18 protein-coding genes are annotated in these 17,033 nt (G+C 65.1%); 4 read left to right on the top strand and 14 right to left on the bottom strand.

Translation table 11 applies throughout. From position 1 onward, the window contains the following. Positions 1–2: 2 nt before the first annotated feature. Positions 3–803, top strand: coding sequence for an ABC transporter substrate-binding protein (locus NLM32_RS20745; protein WP_254130753.1), 801 nt, complete (start codon positions 3–5; stop codon positions 801–803). A gap of 3 nt (positions 804–806) precedes the next feature. Here the strand turns inward: NLM32_RS20745 and NLM32_RS20740 are convergent, their stop codons facing one another. Together NLM32_RS20740 and NLM32_RS20735 are read right to left on the bottom strand one after the other, a co-directional pair. Then, positions 807–1,106, bottom strand: a complete 300-nt coding sequence (locus tag NLM32_RS20740; RefSeq protein WP_254130752.1) for a DUF2218 domain-containing protein — start codon at positions 1,104–1,106, stop codon at positions 807–809. Between the two features lie 139 nt (positions 1,107–1,245). Then, positions 1,246–1,470, bottom strand: a complete 225-nt coding sequence (locus tag NLM32_RS20735) for a hypothetical protein (RefSeq protein ID WP_254130751.1) — start codon at positions 1,468–1,470, stop codon at positions 1,246–1,248. Between the two features lie 154 nt (positions 1,471–1,624). On the opposite strand from NLM32_RS20735, the gene NLM32_RS20730 reads away from it, so the two are divergent. Further along, entirely contained in the window at positions 1,625–2,134 is a 510-nt protein-coding gene (locus NLM32_RS20730) for a MarR family winged helix-turn-helix transcriptional regulator (protein ID WP_254130750.1), read from the top strand. Between the two features lie 22 nt (positions 2,135–2,156). Here the strand turns inward: NLM32_RS20730 and NLM32_RS20725 are convergent. Next, positions 2,157–3,099, bottom strand: a protein-coding gene (locus tag NLM32_RS20725) for an IS630 family transposase (RefSeq protein WP_254128247.1) whose coding sequence is annotated in 2 segments (ribosomal slippage) — positions 2,157–2,759 and positions 2,761–3,099 — 942 coding nt in all. Because the reading frame shifts where the segments join, the coding sequence is not laid out codon by codon here. A gap of 137 nt (positions 3,100–3,236) precedes the next feature. Between NLM32_RS20725 and NLM32_RS20720 the strand changes: the two genes are divergently transcribed. Beyond that, entirely contained in the window at positions 3,237–4,487 is a 1,251-nt protein-coding gene (locus tag NLM32_RS20720) for a DUF763 domain-containing protein (RefSeq protein WP_254130749.1), read from the top strand. On the opposite strand, the gene NLM32_RS20715 is transcribed toward NLM32_RS20720, so the two are convergent. The 3 genes from NLM32_RS20715 to NLM32_RS20705 all read right to left on the bottom strand — a co-directional run bounded on the left by NLM32_RS20715 (position 4,388) and on the right by NLM32_RS20705 (position 7,004). Further along, positions 4,388–5,704 carry a cytochrome P450 gene (locus NLM32_RS20715; protein ID WP_254130748.1) on the bottom strand — a complete coding sequence of 439 codons (1,317 nt, stop codon included), beginning with the start codon at positions 5,702–5,704 and terminating at the stop codon, positions 4,388–4,390. The two genes, NLM32_RS20720 and NLM32_RS20715, sit on opposite strands and share 100 nt — an antisense overlap. A gap of 93 nt (positions 5,705–5,797) precedes the next feature. Next, positions 5,798–6,124, bottom strand: coding sequence for a hypothetical protein (locus NLM32_RS20710; RefSeq protein ID WP_254130747.1), 327 nt, complete (start codon positions 6,122–6,124; stop codon positions 5,798–5,800). Positions 6,125–6,230: 106 nt separating this feature from the next. Continuing rightward, positions 6,231–7,004: a ferredoxin--NADP reductase gene (locus NLM32_RS20705; RefSeq protein WP_254130746.1), complete on the bottom strand. Its 774-nt coding sequence runs from the start codon at positions 7,002–7,004 to the stop codon at positions 6,231–6,233. A gap of 157 nt (positions 7,005–7,161) precedes the next feature. On the opposite strand from NLM32_RS20705, the gene NLM32_RS20700 reads away from it, so the two are divergent. Continuing rightward, on the top strand, positions 7,162–8,358 hold the full coding sequence (locus NLM32_RS20700; protein ID WP_254130745.1) for an amidohydrolase family protein: 1,197 nt from the start codon (positions 7,162–7,164) through the stop codon (positions 8,356–8,358). 165 nt (positions 8,359–8,523) lie between these two features. Here NLM32_RS20700 and NLM32_RS20695 read toward each other — a convergent pair whose 3' ends face one another. The 8 genes from NLM32_RS20695 to NLM32_RS20660 form a co-directional block, all read right to left on the bottom strand. Continuing rightward, positions 8,524–8,979 carry a MarR family winged helix-turn-helix transcriptional regulator gene (locus tag NLM32_RS20695; protein ID WP_254130744.1) on the bottom strand — a complete coding sequence of 152 codons (456 nt, stop codon included), beginning with the start codon at positions 8,977–8,979 and terminating at the stop codon, positions 8,524–8,526. A gap of 24 nt (positions 8,980–9,003) precedes the next feature. Further along, positions 9,004–9,708, bottom strand: coding sequence for an ABC transporter ATP-binding protein (locus NLM32_RS20690; protein WP_128952391.1), 705 nt, complete (start codon positions 9,706–9,708; stop codon positions 9,004–9,006). Further along, the gene (locus tag NLM32_RS20685; RefSeq protein ID WP_254130743.1) at positions 9,705–10,496 is read right to left on the bottom strand and encodes an ABC transporter ATP-binding protein; all 792 of its coding nucleotides are present in this window, start codon (positions 10,494–10,496) and stop codon (positions 9,705–9,707) included. Before NLM32_RS20685 ends, NLM32_RS20690 begins: the two co-directional genes overlap by 4 nt. Beyond that, on the bottom strand, positions 10,493–12,382 hold the full coding sequence (locus tag NLM32_RS20680) for an ABC transporter permease (RefSeq protein WP_254130742.1): 1,890 nt from the start codon (positions 12,380–12,382) through the stop codon (positions 10,493–10,495). The genes NLM32_RS20685 and NLM32_RS20680 overlap by 4 nt, the downstream gene beginning before the upstream one ends. Positions 12,383–12,554: 172 nt before the next feature. Next, positions 12,555–13,757 (bottom strand): ABC transporter substrate-binding protein, encoded by a 1,203-nt coding sequence (locus tag NLM32_RS20675; protein ID WP_254130741.1) that lies wholly within the window; start codon positions 13,755–13,757, stop codon positions 12,555–12,557. 78 nt (positions 13,758–13,835) lie between these two features. After that, the gene (locus tag NLM32_RS20670) at positions 13,836–14,420 is read right to left on the bottom strand and encodes an amino acid synthesis family protein (protein ID WP_232956001.1); all 585 of its coding nucleotides are present in this window, start codon (positions 14,418–14,420) and stop codon (positions 13,836–13,838) included. 15 nt (positions 14,421–14,435) lie between these two features. Continuing rightward, positions 14,436–15,332: a UPF0280 family protein gene (locus tag NLM32_RS20665; RefSeq protein WP_254130740.1), complete on the bottom strand. Its 897-nt coding sequence runs from the start codon at positions 15,330–15,332 to the stop codon at positions 14,436–14,438. Beyond that, positions 15,329–16,786: a 6-hydroxynicotinate reductase gene (locus NLM32_RS20660; protein ID WP_254135376.1), complete on the bottom strand. Its 1,458-nt coding sequence runs from the start codon at positions 16,784–16,786 to the stop codon at positions 15,329–15,331. The genes NLM32_RS20665 and NLM32_RS20660 overlap by 4 nt, the downstream gene beginning before the upstream one ends. Positions 16,787–17,033 lie beyond the last annotated feature (247 nt).

Here is a 17,033-nt window from a genome sequence, read left to right as displayed (position 1 = left end):
ACATGAGGACCACATTTGAGCGTATCACGCACGGCACCCTGCTCGCCTTCGCATTGGTCAGCCTGGTGGGCACGCCCGCGCGCGCCGACGGGGAAGCAAAACTGCTGGCGCCGAGCGGCACCTTGCGCGTCGGCATCTATCCGGGCAGCCCGACCTCGATGGTGACAGACGCGGCCGGCAAGCCGCACGGCCTCGCCTACGACCTCGGCGGCGAGCTGGCGAAGCGGCTCGGCGTCGCAATCGACTACGTCAGGTTTCAGCGCGTCGCCGATATCGTCACCGCGATCCACGACGGCCAGGTCGACTTCACCGTGACCAACGCCACCCCGGCCCGCGCCAATGAGGTCAGCTTCAGCCGGCCCGTGCTGGCGATCGAGCTCGGCTTTCTCGTTCCCGCGAATTCGCCGATCGGCAAGGTCGAGGATATCGACAAGCCGGGCGTGAAGATCGGCGTCACCAAGGGCTCGACCTCCGAGCGCACCCTGCCGACGAAGTTCAGGAACGCAACCATCGTTCCCGCCGAAAGCGTCAAGGTCGCCATCGCCATGTTCGGCCACGGCGAGATCGATCTCTACGCCACCAACAAGCCGACGCTGTTCGAAATGTCCGACCAGATGCCGGGCGCAAAAATCCTGGACGGCAATTGGGGTGCGGAGCACATGGCCATCGCAGTCCCCAAGGGACGCGAGGCCGCCCTTCCCCTGCTCAACCGCTTTGTGGCAGACGAGCAGTCGTCGGGCGCACTCGACGCGATTCAGCAGCAGGCGGGCTTGCGCGGCGCAACCAGGGCGACGCGCGAATAGACCTCAATTCGCCGCCTTCTCCGCAGTCCGCCAGACGATTTCCGGCGGATCGCGGAAGGCGAAGCGGACGAGATGCCGCTCGACAACGCCCTCGACCTGGACGAGGAGGTCCGCGTTCTCGGCCTCCGCCTTCAGCGTGAGCTTGTCGCCCGCAGCTTGCAACCGGCACGTCCCCATCGAAAACGGGATCGTGCCCTGCTCCGGCGTGAACTCGACCGCAAGCTTGTGAGCGAAATGCTTGCAGAGCTGCTGCAGATAGATGCTCGCCCGCTCGGTGGTGATCTCAGCCACGGAATGATTCATGGGTATGCCCTTTCAGGCGAATGGTGTCCGACGCGCGTCTTGCATCGCGATGTAGGCCGCAGGTATCTTGCCAGCAAGCTATTTGCCGCTAACGATGCCGTGAGGCGCTCGGACGATGTCACCATCCGCTCAGGAAAATCTACCAGGCGCCCGGCTGGGCCGGCGGACGAGCAACGACCGCCCCGTCTGCGGAATTCGCCGCGGTGCTCGCCGGCACGGCGCCGAAGGCCTGCCGTGCCGAGGCTTGCTTGGTCGCGGTCCGGGCAGCAACGCCCGTCTTGGTCCGGCCGCTCGCGGCCCAGGTAGCCGGCGACGCAAGGATCGCCGCCGCCGTCAGAGCCAGTATCAGGTATCGCGTCATCATCGCAGTCTCCATTTGGCAACAGCTCTCCTGCTCGCGCGCTGGCGTCCAGCACGGCGGCTCGTTCTCGACCAATTATCTTCCTAGAAAGATATATTACGCAAATATCTTTCTAGCAAGACATCCACGGATGAACTTTACGTAAGGACACGGGCCCATGACCGAACCGCGCTATCCCGCGGACAAGCTCCTCGCCCTCAAGAAGAAGCATTGGCCGGAATCCGTCACGCCGGTCGGCGAGATGTTGGTGCGGGTCTATCGCCTGAACAGCCTGATGCGCGACGGCGTGGCCGAGCAGATCGCCGCGCATGATCTGTCGTTCATGGAGTTCGAGGTGCTGATCACGCTGCGCGGCGCCGCTCCGCCCCATGAGATGATCCCGACCGAGCTCTATCCGGCGATCCTGATTTCATCGGGCGGACTGACCAAGGTGCTCAACGCCCTGCAGCAGCGCGGCCTCATCACCCGCGCGGAGGACGCCGCCGACAAGCGCAGCAAGCCGGTGCGACTGACCGCCAAGGGGCGAACGCTCGCCGAGCGCGTCATGGCGGAGGTTCTGCAAACGGGCGAGAGGATGGTTCTCGGCGGGCTTTCCGAAGCCGATGTCGAACGCGCAACGCGATTGCTGCACAAGCTGCTGACGACGCTGGAGCCTGCGCGCGACTAGAGCATTTTCCGCTTGATGTGGATCAGGCCCCGTATCCTGCATGTCGAAAGTAGTTGTCGCACTGGTCGGGCGCAAATGTCTTCATGAGCTTGCCGATCAGTTTCATGAGCGCCTTGACGGTGCGTGCCGCGCCCTTGCGCAGCGCGGTCTTCAGCTTCGAGAATGCCATTTCGATCGGGTTGAGATCGGGCGAGTAGGCCGGCAAATAGCGCACCTTGGCGCCGACCGCTTCGATCGCCTGGCGAACGCCGTCGATCTTGTGGGTACGCAGATTGTCCATGAAGACGATGTCTCTTTTGCGCAGCGTCGGCGCGAGGATCTGCTCGACATAAGCGAGGAATGACGGCCCGTCCATCGCCCCGTCGAAGACATACGGCGCCGTCAAGCCATCGATGCGCAGCGCGGCAACGAGTGTCAGCGTCTTCCAGTGGCCGTGCGGCACGCTCGCAACGAGACGCTCGCCACGCGGTGAGCGGCCGTAATGCCGTACCATCTTCGTCGTGACCGCCGTCTCGTCGATGAACACGAGGCGCGGCGCTTCAAGCTTGGATTGCTCGGCCTTCAGCTCGGCGCGCGCGGCAGCGACATCGGAGCGATCCTGTTCAGCGGCGTGCAGAGTTTTTTTTGAACGTGATGTCGTGGCGTTCGTAGAAGCGCCAGACCGATGTCGTCCCGACTTTCAGCCGCTTCTCGGACTTGAGCCGCGCGCGAATCTCTTCGAGTGTCAAGTCCGGCTCCGCGGCGATGAGATTGAGCAGCCACTGGCGATGCGCCTCGAGCGGAGAGCGGCTCTGGCCCGTGCCGGGCAATGCCGCCACACTGCCCGTCCTCGTCCAGCGCTCGATCCAGCGGATCGCGGTCGAGGCGCTGAGACCGAGCACGCGCGCGGCTTCCCGTCTGCTCTCGCCGTCTTCGACAAGTGCCACCGCACGCACTCTCAGGTCTTTCGAATATCCCTTCGCCATCGCTCGCCCCGTCGTTAAAGCCAGAGCAATCGAATCTGATTTGCGCGACCGAGGGAATCCCCTGTACCCTTCCGATTCACATAAAGTGGAAACCGCTCTAGTGCGCGCGGTTTCGAATTCGGCTATCAGTGATAGCCATGACCAGACGAACCGGCAGCGCCGATCTTCCTCTCCACACCGGGCGGGTTCCGCCATGGCTGGCGAGCCGTATGGCCTCGCTGGGAGCGATCGTGACGCAGGCGATCGTGCATCACTACGGCCGCGATGCATTCATGCAGCGGCTCTCGCATCCCTTCTGGTTCCAGTCGTTCGGTGCCGTGATGGGGATGGACTGGCACTCCTCCGGTATCACGACCTCCGTGATCGGCGCGCTGAAGCGCGGGCTCGGCCCGCTCCAGGACGAACTGGGCATCTATGTCTGCGGCGGCCGCGGCCAGCATTCGCGCAAGACGCCGGATGAGCTGTTGCAGCTCGGCGACCGCGTCGGCTTCGACGGGGTCAGCCTCACGCGCGCCAGCCGTCTGGTGGCCAAGGTCGATAGCGCCGCCGTGCAGGACGGCTTTGATCTCTATCTCCACGGCTTCTTCGTCACCGCCGACGGCAAGTGGACGGTGGTGCAGCAGGGCATGAACGGCGACAAGCGGCAGGCGCGCCGCTATCACTGGCACTCCGAGGCGCTGAAGAGTTTTGTCGACGCGCCCCACAGCGCGATCGACGGCCCGCAGCAAGGCGAGATCGTCAATCTCACCGACCATCGCGCCGATGTCTCGCGCAATGCGCAGCTCGACCTGCTCAGCGATCTCGGCCCCGATCGCATCCTCACCGAATTCGAGCGGCTCACCGGCACTGCGCCCGAACCGGCGCAAGCGATGCTGCCGCATCTGATCATGCCCGCCCATCATGACGTCCGGCCGAAGGACGTGTTCGCGCGCCGCCTGCATGGCACGCTGGCAGCCGCCGCCGAGCGCGGCCCGGTCGACTTCCCCGAGCTGCTGCTGACGCCGGGCGTCGGCGCGCGCACCGTGCGGTCGCTGGCGATGGTCGCCGAAGTCGTGCACGGCGCCCCCTATCGCTTCAACGATCCGGCGCGCTTCTCGCTCGCCCATGGCGGCAAGGACCGGCATCCCTACCCCGTCCCGATCAAGGTCTATGACGAGACCATCCGCGTGCTGAAGGGCGCGATCCAGGGCGCCAAACTCGGACGCGAAGAGGAGATGCAGGCGATCAGGCGGCTCGACGACCAGGCGCGACGGCTGGAGCGGACGGCAACCGGGCCGTCGGTTGAGGCCTACATCGAGGGCGAACGCGCCGCCTCGCCCGATCTCGACGGCCGCTCGGTATTCGGCTGGGAGCGCGATCTGGTCGCATCACGGAAATCGACGGGCTGACGCCGCTCGCCGCCGTCGGCCACAACGGGCAGCTTTGCGATTGCGCGGAGCCCCGGCCGCTTGCGCCATTGGATCTGCGATGGATCGACAGCGAGACCAAGCCGTGGCCAGCGCGTGAACAACGCTTGCAGCGCGCACGCGCCTTCGATCCGCGCCAGTTGATGGCCGAGGCAGAAATGAATTCCAGTGCCGAAGGAGATGTGCCGGTTGGGTTTTCGCGCGAGGTCGAGCCGCTCCGGCTGGTCATGCACCGCCGGGTCCATGTTGGCCGCCGCGAGCATCACCATGACGCGGTCGCCTTTCTTCAGGCGCACGCCACCGAGCTCGACATCCCGCCGCACATAGCGCGGCTTCGAGAACTGCACCGGCGAGACGAAACGCAAGAATTCTTCCACCGCCAGCCCGGCACGGCTCCAATCCTCCTCCAGCCAGTCGCGCAGATCCGGATTCCTGAGCAGCTCGTAGACCGAGCCGCTGATGAGATGCGTGGTGGTCTCCGAGCCCGCCGCGAGCAACAGGAACACCATGGAGACCATTTCGTCCGGCGTGATCTCGCCGCCTTCGCGCTCGACCTGGACCAGCTCGGCGATCAGGCCCTCGCCGCCCCGCTCGCGCGCGATCTGCAACTGCTGTTCGAGATAGAAGCGCATCTTGCGGAACGCGAGCAGCAGGCGAAAGAAGCTGACCACGTTCGTCAGTGACGACATCGCATTGGCCCAGGCGATGAAGCGCGGGCGATCGGTCATGGGCAGGCCGAGCAGCTCGGAGATCACCGAAAGCGGCAGAATGCGCGCATAGCTCTGGACGAGATCGGCCGGGCTGCCTTTCGCAAACAGCTCATCGGCCAAGCCATCCGCGATGGCGCGGATGCGCGGCTCCATCGCAACGATGGCGCGGCGGCGAAAGGCTTCGTCGACAATGCTGCGCAGCCGCGTGTGATCCGGCTCGTCCATCGTCAGCATGTTGTTGGCGATAGTCCTGACCAGCCCCGGCATCCACCAGCGCAGGCCGGCGACTTCGCCGTCTTCCTTGCGCAGCGTGAAGATCGTGCTGTCCTTCAGCACCTCTGCGGTCGCATCGTGGGTGGTGGTGATCCAGACGTCGCCGACAAGGGGAAAGCGCGTCGCGACGACAGGGCCGGCCGCCCGCAAGGCCGCGATGGCCTTGGGCGGGTCGCGAAAGAAAGCCTCGCTGGTGAAATCGAGGCGCGGTGCCATGGGATCACCGGAGTGGTTGGTGGCGCCTCAACCAGATGGTGAGCGACGCCGCAGGCGCAAGGGCTGGAACCGGCCCTGCCTGCGCCAGCGGATCTAGCCCCGCCCCGGTGTGCGCGGGCCGGCCTTGCGCTGCTGCTGGTTGGTGTAGGCGTCCCAATGGCTCCAGCTGCCATTGCTCAGGCTTTGCATGTCGGTGCCGAGCGGACGGCGCGTACGCTTGTCGTGATCGGCAATCGCGCGCTCGGACTGCGCGATCTTGCGCTTGAGATCTCCGATCGCCTTCTGGGTCTGGCCGTCGCGCTTCGAGGACGCGATCTCGCCCATCGTGAAGCGCGCGGTCTCGAGCGCCTTCAACTCGGCGCGGTTCTTCTTCAACTGAACCCGGTGCCAGGCGATGTTGCTGTCGCTGTCCGCAACCATGTGGGAACTCCGCTGATTCGTTCCCACAGTGTATCAAGCGCCGAATCGGCGGGGCAACGCCCCCGCCGCGGCGAAAATACGGTGTTATTGTGCGGGTAGTCCCGGCTTAGCGCTCGGCGAAGGCCTTTTCGACCACGAACTGTGCGGGCTCGCCATGGTTGCCCTCGACGAAACCGCGCTCGCCGAGCAGCACGCGGGTGTCCGCCACCAGCGCCGGGCTGCCGCAGATCATGACACGGTCATGGGCCGCCTCGATCGCCGGCAGGCCGATATCGTCGAACAGCTTGCCGGAGGTGATGAGGTCGGTGATGCGGCCGCGGTTGCGGAAGGGATCGCGGGTCACGGTCGGGTAGTAGATCAGCTGGTTCTGGATGTACTCGCCGAGCATCTCGTCCTTCGGCAGGTGCTCGGTGATCATCTCGCCATAGGCGAGTTCCTTCACATGACGGCAGCCGTGCAGCAGCACGACCTTCTCGAACCGCTCGTAGGTCTCGGGGTCCTTGATCACGCTCAGGAACGGCGCGAGGCCGGTGCCGGTGCCGATGAGGTAGAGGTTGCGGCCCGCTTCCAGATTGTCGATGACCAGCGTGCCGGTGGCCTTGCGGCTGACGATGATCTCGTCGCCTTGCTTCAGGTGCTGGAGCCGCGAGGTCAGCGGGCCGTCCGGCACCTTGATCGAGAAGAATTCAAGCGTGTCCTCGTAATTGGCGCTGGCGACGCTGTAGGCCCGCAGCAACGGCTTCTCGCCGACCTTGAGCCCGATCATGGTGAACTCGCCGTTGCGGAAACGGAAGGTCGGGCTGCGGGTGGTCTTGAAGGAGAACAGCGTGTCGGTCCAGTGGTGGACGCTCAAAACGCTTTCCTGATTGAAATTGCTCATCTCAGCTTCCCTGTCGCGTCAATTGCGGTTCCGAGGCCGGCAGCTATGCGTCGTTTGTACACGATCATTCGTATACTAATGAATAATCCTGCTTGATCCCGCGGTCAAGGCTGCCCAAGATCGAAAGCGTTGCAGTTAGGAATAAGGAGCCCCTTCCATGGCGCATGACGCACCCCAGGCCACCGGACCCTCGAAGCTCGTGATCCGCAATATCGGCCTGATCCTGTCCGGCGCGATGGAAAAGCCGATCCTGGATGGCGACACCATCGTCGCCGAGAACGGCAAGATCACCGCGATTGGCCGCTTCAAGGACCTCAACACCGACGACGCCACCACCATCGTCGAGGCCAACGGCACCACGGTCGCACCGGGCCTGATCGACAGCCACGTCCATCCCGTCGCGGGCGACTGGACGCCGCGCCAGAACCAGATCGGCTGGATCGACAGCAACCTCCACGGCGGCGTCACCACGATGATCTCCGCCGGCGAGGTGCACATGCCCGGCCGCCCGCGCGACGTCGTCGGGCTGAAGGCCATGGCGATCTTCGCCCAGCGCGCGTTCTGGAATCTGCGCCCCGGCGGCGTGAAGGTTCACGCCGGCGCCCCCGTGATCGAATGCGAGATGGTCGAGGAGGATTTCAAGGAGCTGGCCGCGGCTGGCGTCAAGCTGCTCGGCGAAGTCGGCCTTGGCGGCGTCAAGGACGGCCCCACCGCACGAAAGATGGTCGGCTGGGCCCGCAAATACGGCATCCAGAGCACGATCCACACCGGCGGCCCCTCGATTCCCGGCTCCGGCCTGATCGACAAGGACGTGGTGCTGGAGGCCGACACCGACGTGGTCGGCCATATCAACGGCGGCCACACGGCGCTCCCCGATGATCAGATCCGCTGCATCTGCGAGGGCTGCAAGCGCGGCCTCGAGCTCGTGCATAACGGCAATGAGCGCTCGGCGCTGTTCACGCTGCGCATCGCGCGCGAGATGGGCGACCTGCATCGCGTCATCCTCGGCACCGACGCGCCCGCCGGCTCCGGCGTGCAGCCGCTCGGCATCCTGCGCATGGTCTCGATGCTGTCCTCGCTCGGCGACCTTCCGGCCGAGATCGCCTTTTGCCTCGCCACCGGCAACACCGCGCGGATGCGGCAACTCGATTGCGGCCTCATTGAAGTCGGCCGCTCCGCCGACTTCGTGATCATGGACAAGGCGCAGCACTCGCCCGGCAAGACCATTCTGGAGAGCGTCCAGCTCGGCGACCTCCCCGGCATCGGCATGACCATCATCGACGGCATCGTGCGCACGCAGCGCAGCCGCAATACGCCGCCGGCCGGAAGGGTGCCGGAGATCGTGGCGAAGTAGAGCCGCCAAAAAGCTCTCGACCCGTCATCCTGAGGTGCGAGTGCACGGCGCGACAGCGCCGCGCGCGAGCCTCGAAGGATGAACGGCGGAGCTGCAGTCGGGCCGTCGCCCTTCGAGGGCCGCTGAAGAAGCGGCCACCTCAGGGTGACGGTGAAAGAGCGGGATTCACCGCAGCTTGTTCAGCAGCGCCATCAGCAGCTCGCGCTCTTTCGCATCGAGCGGGGCGAGCGTCTCGCGGGTGATCGCAATCGCGTTCGGCGCGAGCTTTTCCGCGAGCTGCTGACCGGCGCGCGTCAGGCTCACCAAGAGGCGCCGCCCGTCCTCGGGATCCTGGCTGGTCTCGGTCAGGCCACGCGCCGTCAGGCGGTCGATCACGCCCTTGATGGTGGCAACGTCCATCGCGGTCAGCCGCCCGAGCTGGTTCTGCGAGCACGGCCCGGTCTCGGCGAGCTTCGACAGCGCGGCCCACTGCGTCGGCGTCAGATTGGTGCCGATGTCGCGCGAGAAGATCGAGCTGTGGCGCTGCCAGACCTGGCGCAGGATGAAGCCGACCTGTTCGTCGAGCACGTAAGGCGGCTTGCCCTGCCTGACGCTCTTCTTCGCCGTGACGCTCCTCGCCATCCCTGCGCTGCCCTTCCCTTGCCCTTACAACGACAGATGCGCGTCGCGGATATCCGGACGCGCGTCGAGCTCGGCCATGGTCCCGCCAAAACAGATGCGGCCGCGCTCGATGATATAGGCGCGATCGGAGATCAACCGCGCGAAGTGCAGATTCTGCTCGGAAACGACGATGCTGACGCCTTCCTTCTTCATGGTCAGGATGGCATCGACCATCTGCTCCACGATTTTTGGCGACAGGCCTTCCGAGGGCTCGTCCAGCAGCACCAGCGACGGATTGCCCATCAGCGTGCGCGCGATCGTCAGCATCTGCTGCTCACCGCCGCTCATGCGGCCGCCCGGGCGATTCTTCATCTCGCCGAGGTTCGGAAACAGCGTGAAGAGCTTTTCGCGATCCCAGTGAGGTGCATTCGGTCGCTTGGGCTGGCGGCCGACCTCGAGGTTCTCCTCCACCGTCAGATCGGTGAAGATGCGGCGCTCCTCCGGCACATAGCCGAGCCCCTCACGCACGATCTCGTGCGTCGGCTTCGCCGAGACGTCCTTGCCTTCGAACATGATCCGGCCGGTTCGCTGCGCGACGAGGCCGACGATCGAACGAAAGGTCGTCGACTTGCCGGCGCCATTGCGCCCGAGCAGCGCCACCACCTCGCCCTCGCCGACCTCGAAGCCGATGTCGAACAGGATATGCGCGGGGCCGTAATGACTGTTGAGGTCTTGCACCGTGAGCTTCATGCCGAGGCCCCTTCGCGATGGCCGCCCTCGTAAAGCAGACCCTCGCCGAGATAGATCGCCTGCACCTGCGGATTGCCGCGCACCTCGGCCGGCGAGCCTTCGGCAATCAGCGTCCCCCGATTCAGCACGATGATGCGGTCGGCATGCTCGAACACCACGTCCATGTCGTGCTCGGTGAAGAGCACGCCGATCGATTTTTCCCGCGCGATCTGCGCGGTGAGCCGCATCAGCTCGACACGCTCGCGCGGCGCCATGCCCGCGGTCGGCTCGTCCATCAAGAGCAGTTTTGGATCGTTGGCGAGCGCCACCGCGAGCTCGAGCCGCTTGAGGTCGCCATAGGCAAGCTCGCCGCAGGGACGATCGGCATAGCCGCCCATGCCGACGAGCTCGAGCAGACGGCCGGCCTCGCCGCGGTCGACATTCGGCGCCGAGCCCCAGAGATTGAACAGCTGCTTGCCGTGCGAGATCAGCGCGACCTGGACGTTCTCGCGCACGGTCATGGTGGCGAACGTCGCCGTGATCTGGAAGGTGCGTCCAACGCCGAGCCGCCAGATCTCGCGCGGCTTCTTGCCGGTGGTCTCTTCACCCAGCAGGCGGACATGGCCGGTATCGGGCCGGTTCTGGCCGTTGAGCATGTCGAAGCACGTGCTCTTGCCTGCACCGTTCGGGCCGATCAGCGCCAGGATCTCGCCGGCGCGCAGCGAGAACGAGACGCCGCGCACGGCGTGGATGCCGCCGTAGGATTTGGTCAGGCCTTCGACCGCGAGAAGTGGGGGTGCGACGCTCATTCGGCGGACTCGATCGGCTTGGCCAGCAGGGACGATCCCGGCGGCGATGACTTCCTGCGGCGCTGCGCCAGCATCTCCAGCATGCCGACGATGCCCTTGGGGAAGACGACCACGATCAGCACGATGAAGCCGCCGAGCACGAGCTTTGACAGATCGGTCTGGCTGACCAGCCAGATGTTGAGCGCCTTGTAGACGATGGCGCCGATCACCCCGCCCGACACCGTCTCGACGCCGCCGAGCAGCACCATGACCAGCGCATCGACCGAGAGCGAGATGCCGAGATTGTCGGGGAAGACGCTGCCCTTGAGATAGGCGAACAGCGCACCGCCGATGCCGGCCGTGGTGCCCGCGATGACGAACGCGGTCCACTGGATCCGCTTGGCATTGATGCCGACCGCTTCGCTGCGCAGCAGCGAGTCGCGCGTGGCGCGGAGCGCATAGCCGAATGGCGAGAACACCGCGATCCGCAGCGCTACGGTCACGAGCGCCGCGACGCCGAGCGCGAGCCAGTAGAAATGCGACGGGCTCGCCGCCCAGCTCGCAGGCCAGACACCGAGAATGCCGTTGTCACCGCCGGTCACGCTGACCCACTGGAACGCGATCGACCACACGATCTGCGCGAAGGCCAGCGTCAGCATCGCAAAATAGACGCCGGAGAGCTGCACGGCGAAGAAGCCGAACACGGCAGCCCCCATGCAGCCGAGCAGCGGTCCCAGCAAGAGGCAAACGATCATCGGCAGCCCCGCCATCTTGGCAAGGAAGGCGACGCCATAGGCGCCGAGGCCGAAATAGGCCGCGTGGCCAAAGGACGCGAGGCCGCCGACCGACATCAGGAAATGCAGGCTGACGGCGAAGATCACGAAGATCGCGATCTCCGAGCCGACGGTCAGCGCGTAATTGCCGGCGAACAGCGGTAGCATGGCCGCGACCACCAGTGCTGCCAGCGAGGCGAGCCGCTCGTTCGACGTCAGCGGCCGCCAGGGATTGACGGTGAGACCCGGCGTCTTGCGCGCGGCCGCCTCCGGCTTGCCGAACAGGCCCCAGGGACGGACGATCAGCACCACAGCCATCACCAGGAAGACCAGGATGATGGAGATCTTCGGGAAGATGAGGATACCGAAGGCGTTCAGCTCGGAGACCAGCACGGCCGCGACGAACGCGCCGACGATACTGCCGAGGCCGCCGATGACGACGACGACGAAGACCTCGACGATGATGCGCAGATCCATGGCGTGATGCACGGCATCGCGCGGGATCTGGAGTGCGCCGCCGAGCGCCGCCAGGAAGACGCCGACGGCGAACACGCTCGTGAACAGCCATTTCTGGTTGACGCCGAGCGCCGCGACCATGTCACGGTCCTGCGTCGCGGCGCGCACCAGCACGCCCCAGCGCGTGCGCTGGAACAGCAGCCAGAGAATGCCGAGCACGACAGGCCCGAGCGCGATCAGGAACAGATCGTAGCTCGGGATGTTCTGGCCGAAGAAATCGACTGCACCCTTGAAGCCGGGCGCACGGCGGCCGACGAGATCGTCGGGACCCCAGATCAGCACCACGAGATCTTCGACCATCAGGGTCAGGCCGAATGTGCCGAGCAGCTGGAACAGTTCGGGGGCATGATAGATCCGCCGCAGCAGCACCATTTCGACGAGAACGCCGATCAGCGCCACCGCGAGCGCCGCCAACACCACCCCGCCCCAGAAACCGAACGCACCGGAGAAGCGCTCGGTCAGCGTGAAGGCGATGTAGGCGCCGATCATGTAGAAGGCGCCATGCGCGAAATTCACGATCCGCGTCACGCCAAAGATGATCGACAGGCCCGAGGCCACCAGAAACAGCGACGCTGCGCTGGCGAGACCGGTCAGAAACTGTACGACGTAAAAGGCCATCGGCGGTCCGGGTTAGGTCTGAATTTCACCTCTCCCCGCTCTTGCGGGGAGAGGTCGGATCGCCCTTGCGATCCGGGTGAGGGGCTCTCTCCACCATCGCGGAGCGTGGAGAGAGCCCCTCACCCCTACCCTCTCCCCGCGAAGGGCGGGGAGAGGGAGAAGTGAAGACGCATCAATCCTTCGGCCGCAGCTTCTCGACTTCGGCATCGCTCGGAAGATAGTCCGAGCCCTTCTTGTAGGAGAAGTCGACCATCACGCCCTTGCCGTCCTTCTGCGCGGTCTTGCCGACGAAGGCGCCCAGCGTCGACTGGTGGTCGATCTTGCGGAAGGTGATCTCGCCGAACGGCGACGGCATCGACAGGCCTTCAGCGGCTGCGATCATCTTGTCGGTGTCGGTCGAGCCGGCCTTGGCCAGGATGGCGGCAGCCGCCTTGATGGTCTGGTAGCCGACGATCGAGCCGAGGCGCGGATAGTCGTTGTACTTGGCCTGGTAAGCCTTCAGGAACGCGTCGTGCTCGGGCGTCTTGATCGAGTACCAGGGATAGCCGGTCACGATCCAGCCATCGGGCGTCTCGTCCTTGAGCGGATCGAGATATTCCGGCTCACCGGTCAGGAACGATACGACCTCGCGTCCCTTGAACAGGCCGCGGGTGTTGCCCTCGCGCACGAGCTTGACGAGGTCGGGACCGAAGGTGACGTTGAGGATGGCTTCCGGATTGGCCTGCGCCACGGCCTGCACCACCGGACCCGCGTCGATCTTGCCCTGCGGCGGCCACTGCTCGTCGACCCACTGGATGTCGGGGCGCTTCTCCGACATCAGCTTCTTGAACACCGCGACGGCCGACTGGCCGTACTCATAGTTCGGCGCGATGGTCGCCCAGCGTTTTGCGGGCAGCTTGCTGGCGGCTTCCACCAGCATCGCGGCTTGCATGTAGTTGGAGGGACGCAGGCGGAAGGTGTACTTGTTGCCCTTCGCCCAGGTCACGGCATCCGTCAGCGGCTCGGCCGCGAGGAAGAACACCTTCTTCTGGTTGGCGAAGTCAGAGACGGCGAGACCGATGTTGGACAGGAACGTGCCCGTGAGCATCGCGACGCCTTCGCTGGAGACGAGCTCATTGGCCGCGGTCTGCGCATCCGCCGGCTTGCCGCCGTCGTCCTTGGAGACGACGACGAGCTTCTTGCCGTTGATGCCGCCGGCCGCGTTGATCTCTTCGACGGCGAGCTGCCAGCCCTTGCGGTAGGGCTCGGTGAAGGACGGCAGCAGCGAGTAGCTGTTGATCTCGCCGATCTTGATGTCCTCTGCCATGGCAGAATGACCCATGCCGGCAGCCAGAAGCGCAAAGGCCGCGCCGACAAAATAGTTTCTTGCTCGCATCCCAACCTCCAGTTTTGAACTTTATCTCTCGACCACGATCATGCCGGAGAAGCTGTGCCCGCCGCTCCGAACCGTCCCTTATTTCAAACCGTCTTCACCCTTGATCTCCGCGACCGTCAGCCCGCCGACGCGCGGCAGCGGACGACCGCTGTCGGTGACGGCAACCGCAACCATGATCTCGTTGGCGCGCGGCGCGTCGTTGATCTGCACTTCCATGCCGTCGAAATGACTGCGCACGAAGGCCGCGTCCTTGTGGCCGAGCGGAATGTCCAGCGTCGTGCCGGGGCCGCTGCGCTTCTTCGACGACGGAATTAGCGCTGCACCCTTGGTCAGGACCTTGCGCACCGGTGCGCCCATCTTGGGGTGGAGAATGGCGGCCGCATGTTCCAGCTCGCCGTTCTCGCCGACGGCGGCGGCCTTGCCGTAGCTCTGCGCCTTCGCACCATCGATGCCCAGTGCGGCGACCGCGCGCTTCGCCAGGAGATCACCAAGCTCCTCGCCGATCGCGATCAGCGGCGAAAGGTCCTCGACATATTTTCCGGCAAAGGGATTTTCGATCACGGCGATCGCGGCCGCGCGCCGGGTCGGCGGCGAGACCTGGCGGCCCATCTCCATCTGCGTCTCTTCGACGACGGTGACGATCTTGCGGATGATCGCGCTCATGTTTCGCTTCCCTGTTCAGGCACAGACTGCGTTCTCCAGCACAAGCGGGCGCGGTCGTTGCTCTTCTATATCCTTGGTTCCGATGACAAGCATATCACCACAAAGCCGCAGCACGGCCCCCTCGATCAGTCCGCGATCGAATAATTGCCGTGCACATTCCGCGCCAGATTCCAGCGCCTTGGCGATCTCTTCTTGCGACAATTCATCGACATCGCGGGTGACGAGACGCGCACCGAGATCGCTGTCGGGCTGAAGCTCGTTTGCGGGTTGGCGGATGATGGCGGGATGCCCGGGCAGATCGACGGCGTTGGCGATCACAGTCGCGGCTGCATCGGCCTGCGAGGCCGTCGCCGCCAGCACCGTCACCGCATCGGCGATGCCGAGTGAAAAGCTGCGGCCATGCCGCCCGCTGGTCGCGATGCCACGCACCGGATCATCCGCATCGACCCTCATGGCGCGCATCACGCCGTCGCGGTCGGGCCGGTCCATCAGCCCCACGGAAAAATGCTCGCCTTCGCCGAGATGCAGCGCGATGTCGCCGCCATTGTTGACGTAGACCCGGTCGAGCGACGCAGCGTCCAGCATCGCGCCGAGAATCTCTTCGGCCACGCTGCCCGCCACCGCGGCCATCGGCGTGATGAAGCCATCGGCGGCATAAGGCGCGACAGCGGCGTGCATGCGGCGCGCGACGACACGCTTCAGCGAAGTCTGCTCACCAGCAGCCGCCCGTAGCTCCGGCAGTTCCACACAGAGCTCGTCGAGCAGACCGGTGAAGCGGCGCACTGCAGCCTCGTAAGCCGCGCGCACCTCGTGCTTGCGCCCCTTCGCCTCGACGATCAGATCAATCGGTCCATCCTGCAAATGCAGCCGCCGGCCATCAGACAGCAATGCGATTTGCGGGAGCCGTGTCATGCCCGCCGTCCCGGAATCGGGTTCTGCCAGGGCAACTGACGGACATCATCGCCGTCCCTCACCTCCGACAGTGGCTTCACGTAATCCATATGGCCGCCGAGCGCGGCATAGTCGGTCAATTTCATCGTGAATTCGATCGGCGCAACCAGCGCCGGCGTCGGCACATAACCGAATGCGCCTGCAGGCATCTGGGTCACGTCGACCATGTAGGTGATGCCGCCGCCGGGCCAGACATAGACCGGGGCGCCGCCGCTGGTGACGCGCGTCAGCGCGTCCTTCACCGAGCGCGTCAACCGCACCGGATTGTCGGTGACGCCGGCGCGCAACGAACCGCCGGCACCGGCCATGAACAGCACCGTGCACAGCGCCGGCTCGCAATTTTCCTGAATGCGCTCGACCGAGAATTTCAGGTCGGCGGGCATCTCCGTCTCGACCGGCTTCAAGGCTTCGTCGAGCACATAGTAGGAGGAGTGCTCGCCGGTCGTGGACACCATCAGCATCGAGAGGCCGGGTTTGGCCTCCTTGGCGTCGAACGGCCCGAGGATCGCCAGCGGATCGGAGATGTCAGTGCCGCCCCAGCCCGTGCCGGGATCGGCGACCTGGAAATAGCGGCCGGGCGTCGAGCGCCGCCCCTTCATCTTGATGCCGGTGTCGGCGATGTCGAGCAGCTTGCCGGCCTGATGCTCGCTGAGCACGCCGGTGATATGGTCGTCGACCACCACGACTTCGTCGACCTTGCCGTGCCATTGCTTGGCGAACATGCCGATGGTCGCCGAGCCGCAGCCGACGCGCATGCGCTCTTCTTTGACGCCGTTGACGATCGGCGGCTGGCCGGCCTGCACCACCACGCTGGCGCCGCCGTCGATGGTGAGCTCCACCGCCTTGCAATTAGCGAGATCCATCAGCGTGTCGCAGGTGACGCGGCCCTCCTTCTTGGAGCCGCCGGTCAGATGATGCACGCCGCCGAGCGACAGCATCTGCGAGCCGTATTCGCTGGTGGTGACATGGCCGACCGCCTCGCCCTGCGCCCGCACGGTCGCGGTCTCCGGGCCGAGATAGCGGTCGGTGTCGATCTTCACCTTGATGCCGCAATAGGAGAAGATGCCCTCGGTGACGACGGTCACCATGTCGACGCCGTCGACCTCGGAAGAGACGATGAAGGGCGCCGGCTTGTAGTCGGGATAGGTCGTGCCCGCGCCGATCGCGGTGACGAAGGTCGAGGGCTCATGGACGAGCTTGCCGTCCCAGTCTTCGGTGCGGCTGAACGGCACCAGCTTGCCGCCCTGCGACACCGTGCGTTCGAGAATGATGTGCGGATCGACGCGGACAAGCTTGCCGTCGTGGTTGGCATAGCGGTCGCAGGCGCCCGCCGCGCCCGGCTTGATGTAGCACATCACCGGACAGGCATCGCAGCGGATCTTGTCGACGGCAGCGCTCGTTGTTTCCATCACCATGTCGAAGCCAGCAGACATTGCGGTTATCATTCGTATACGAACGATGTTGCGCGCGGTCCTGATAGCTGTCAAGCGGCGCCGCGCGCGAAAAGCCGCGCCTGCCGAATAAAACCTCATTTGCCTCCCGGCTTTGTCCACAAAGCGGGCAGTTGCGCTGCACTGCGGCATGGCCGCTTGCACGTTTGTGTACAAACGGTATCGTCGCGACGTAGATTTCAAGCGATCTGGAATTTTTGCGATCGCAGGG

The organism is Bradyrhizobium sp. CCGUVB14 (assembly GCF_024199935.1).
GTDB lineage: Bacteria > Pseudomonadota > Alphaproteobacteria > Rhizobiales > Xanthobacteraceae > Bradyrhizobium.
Note: the sequence above shows the minus strand (reverse complement) of the source record. Positions and strands in the feature narration are given on the sequence as shown.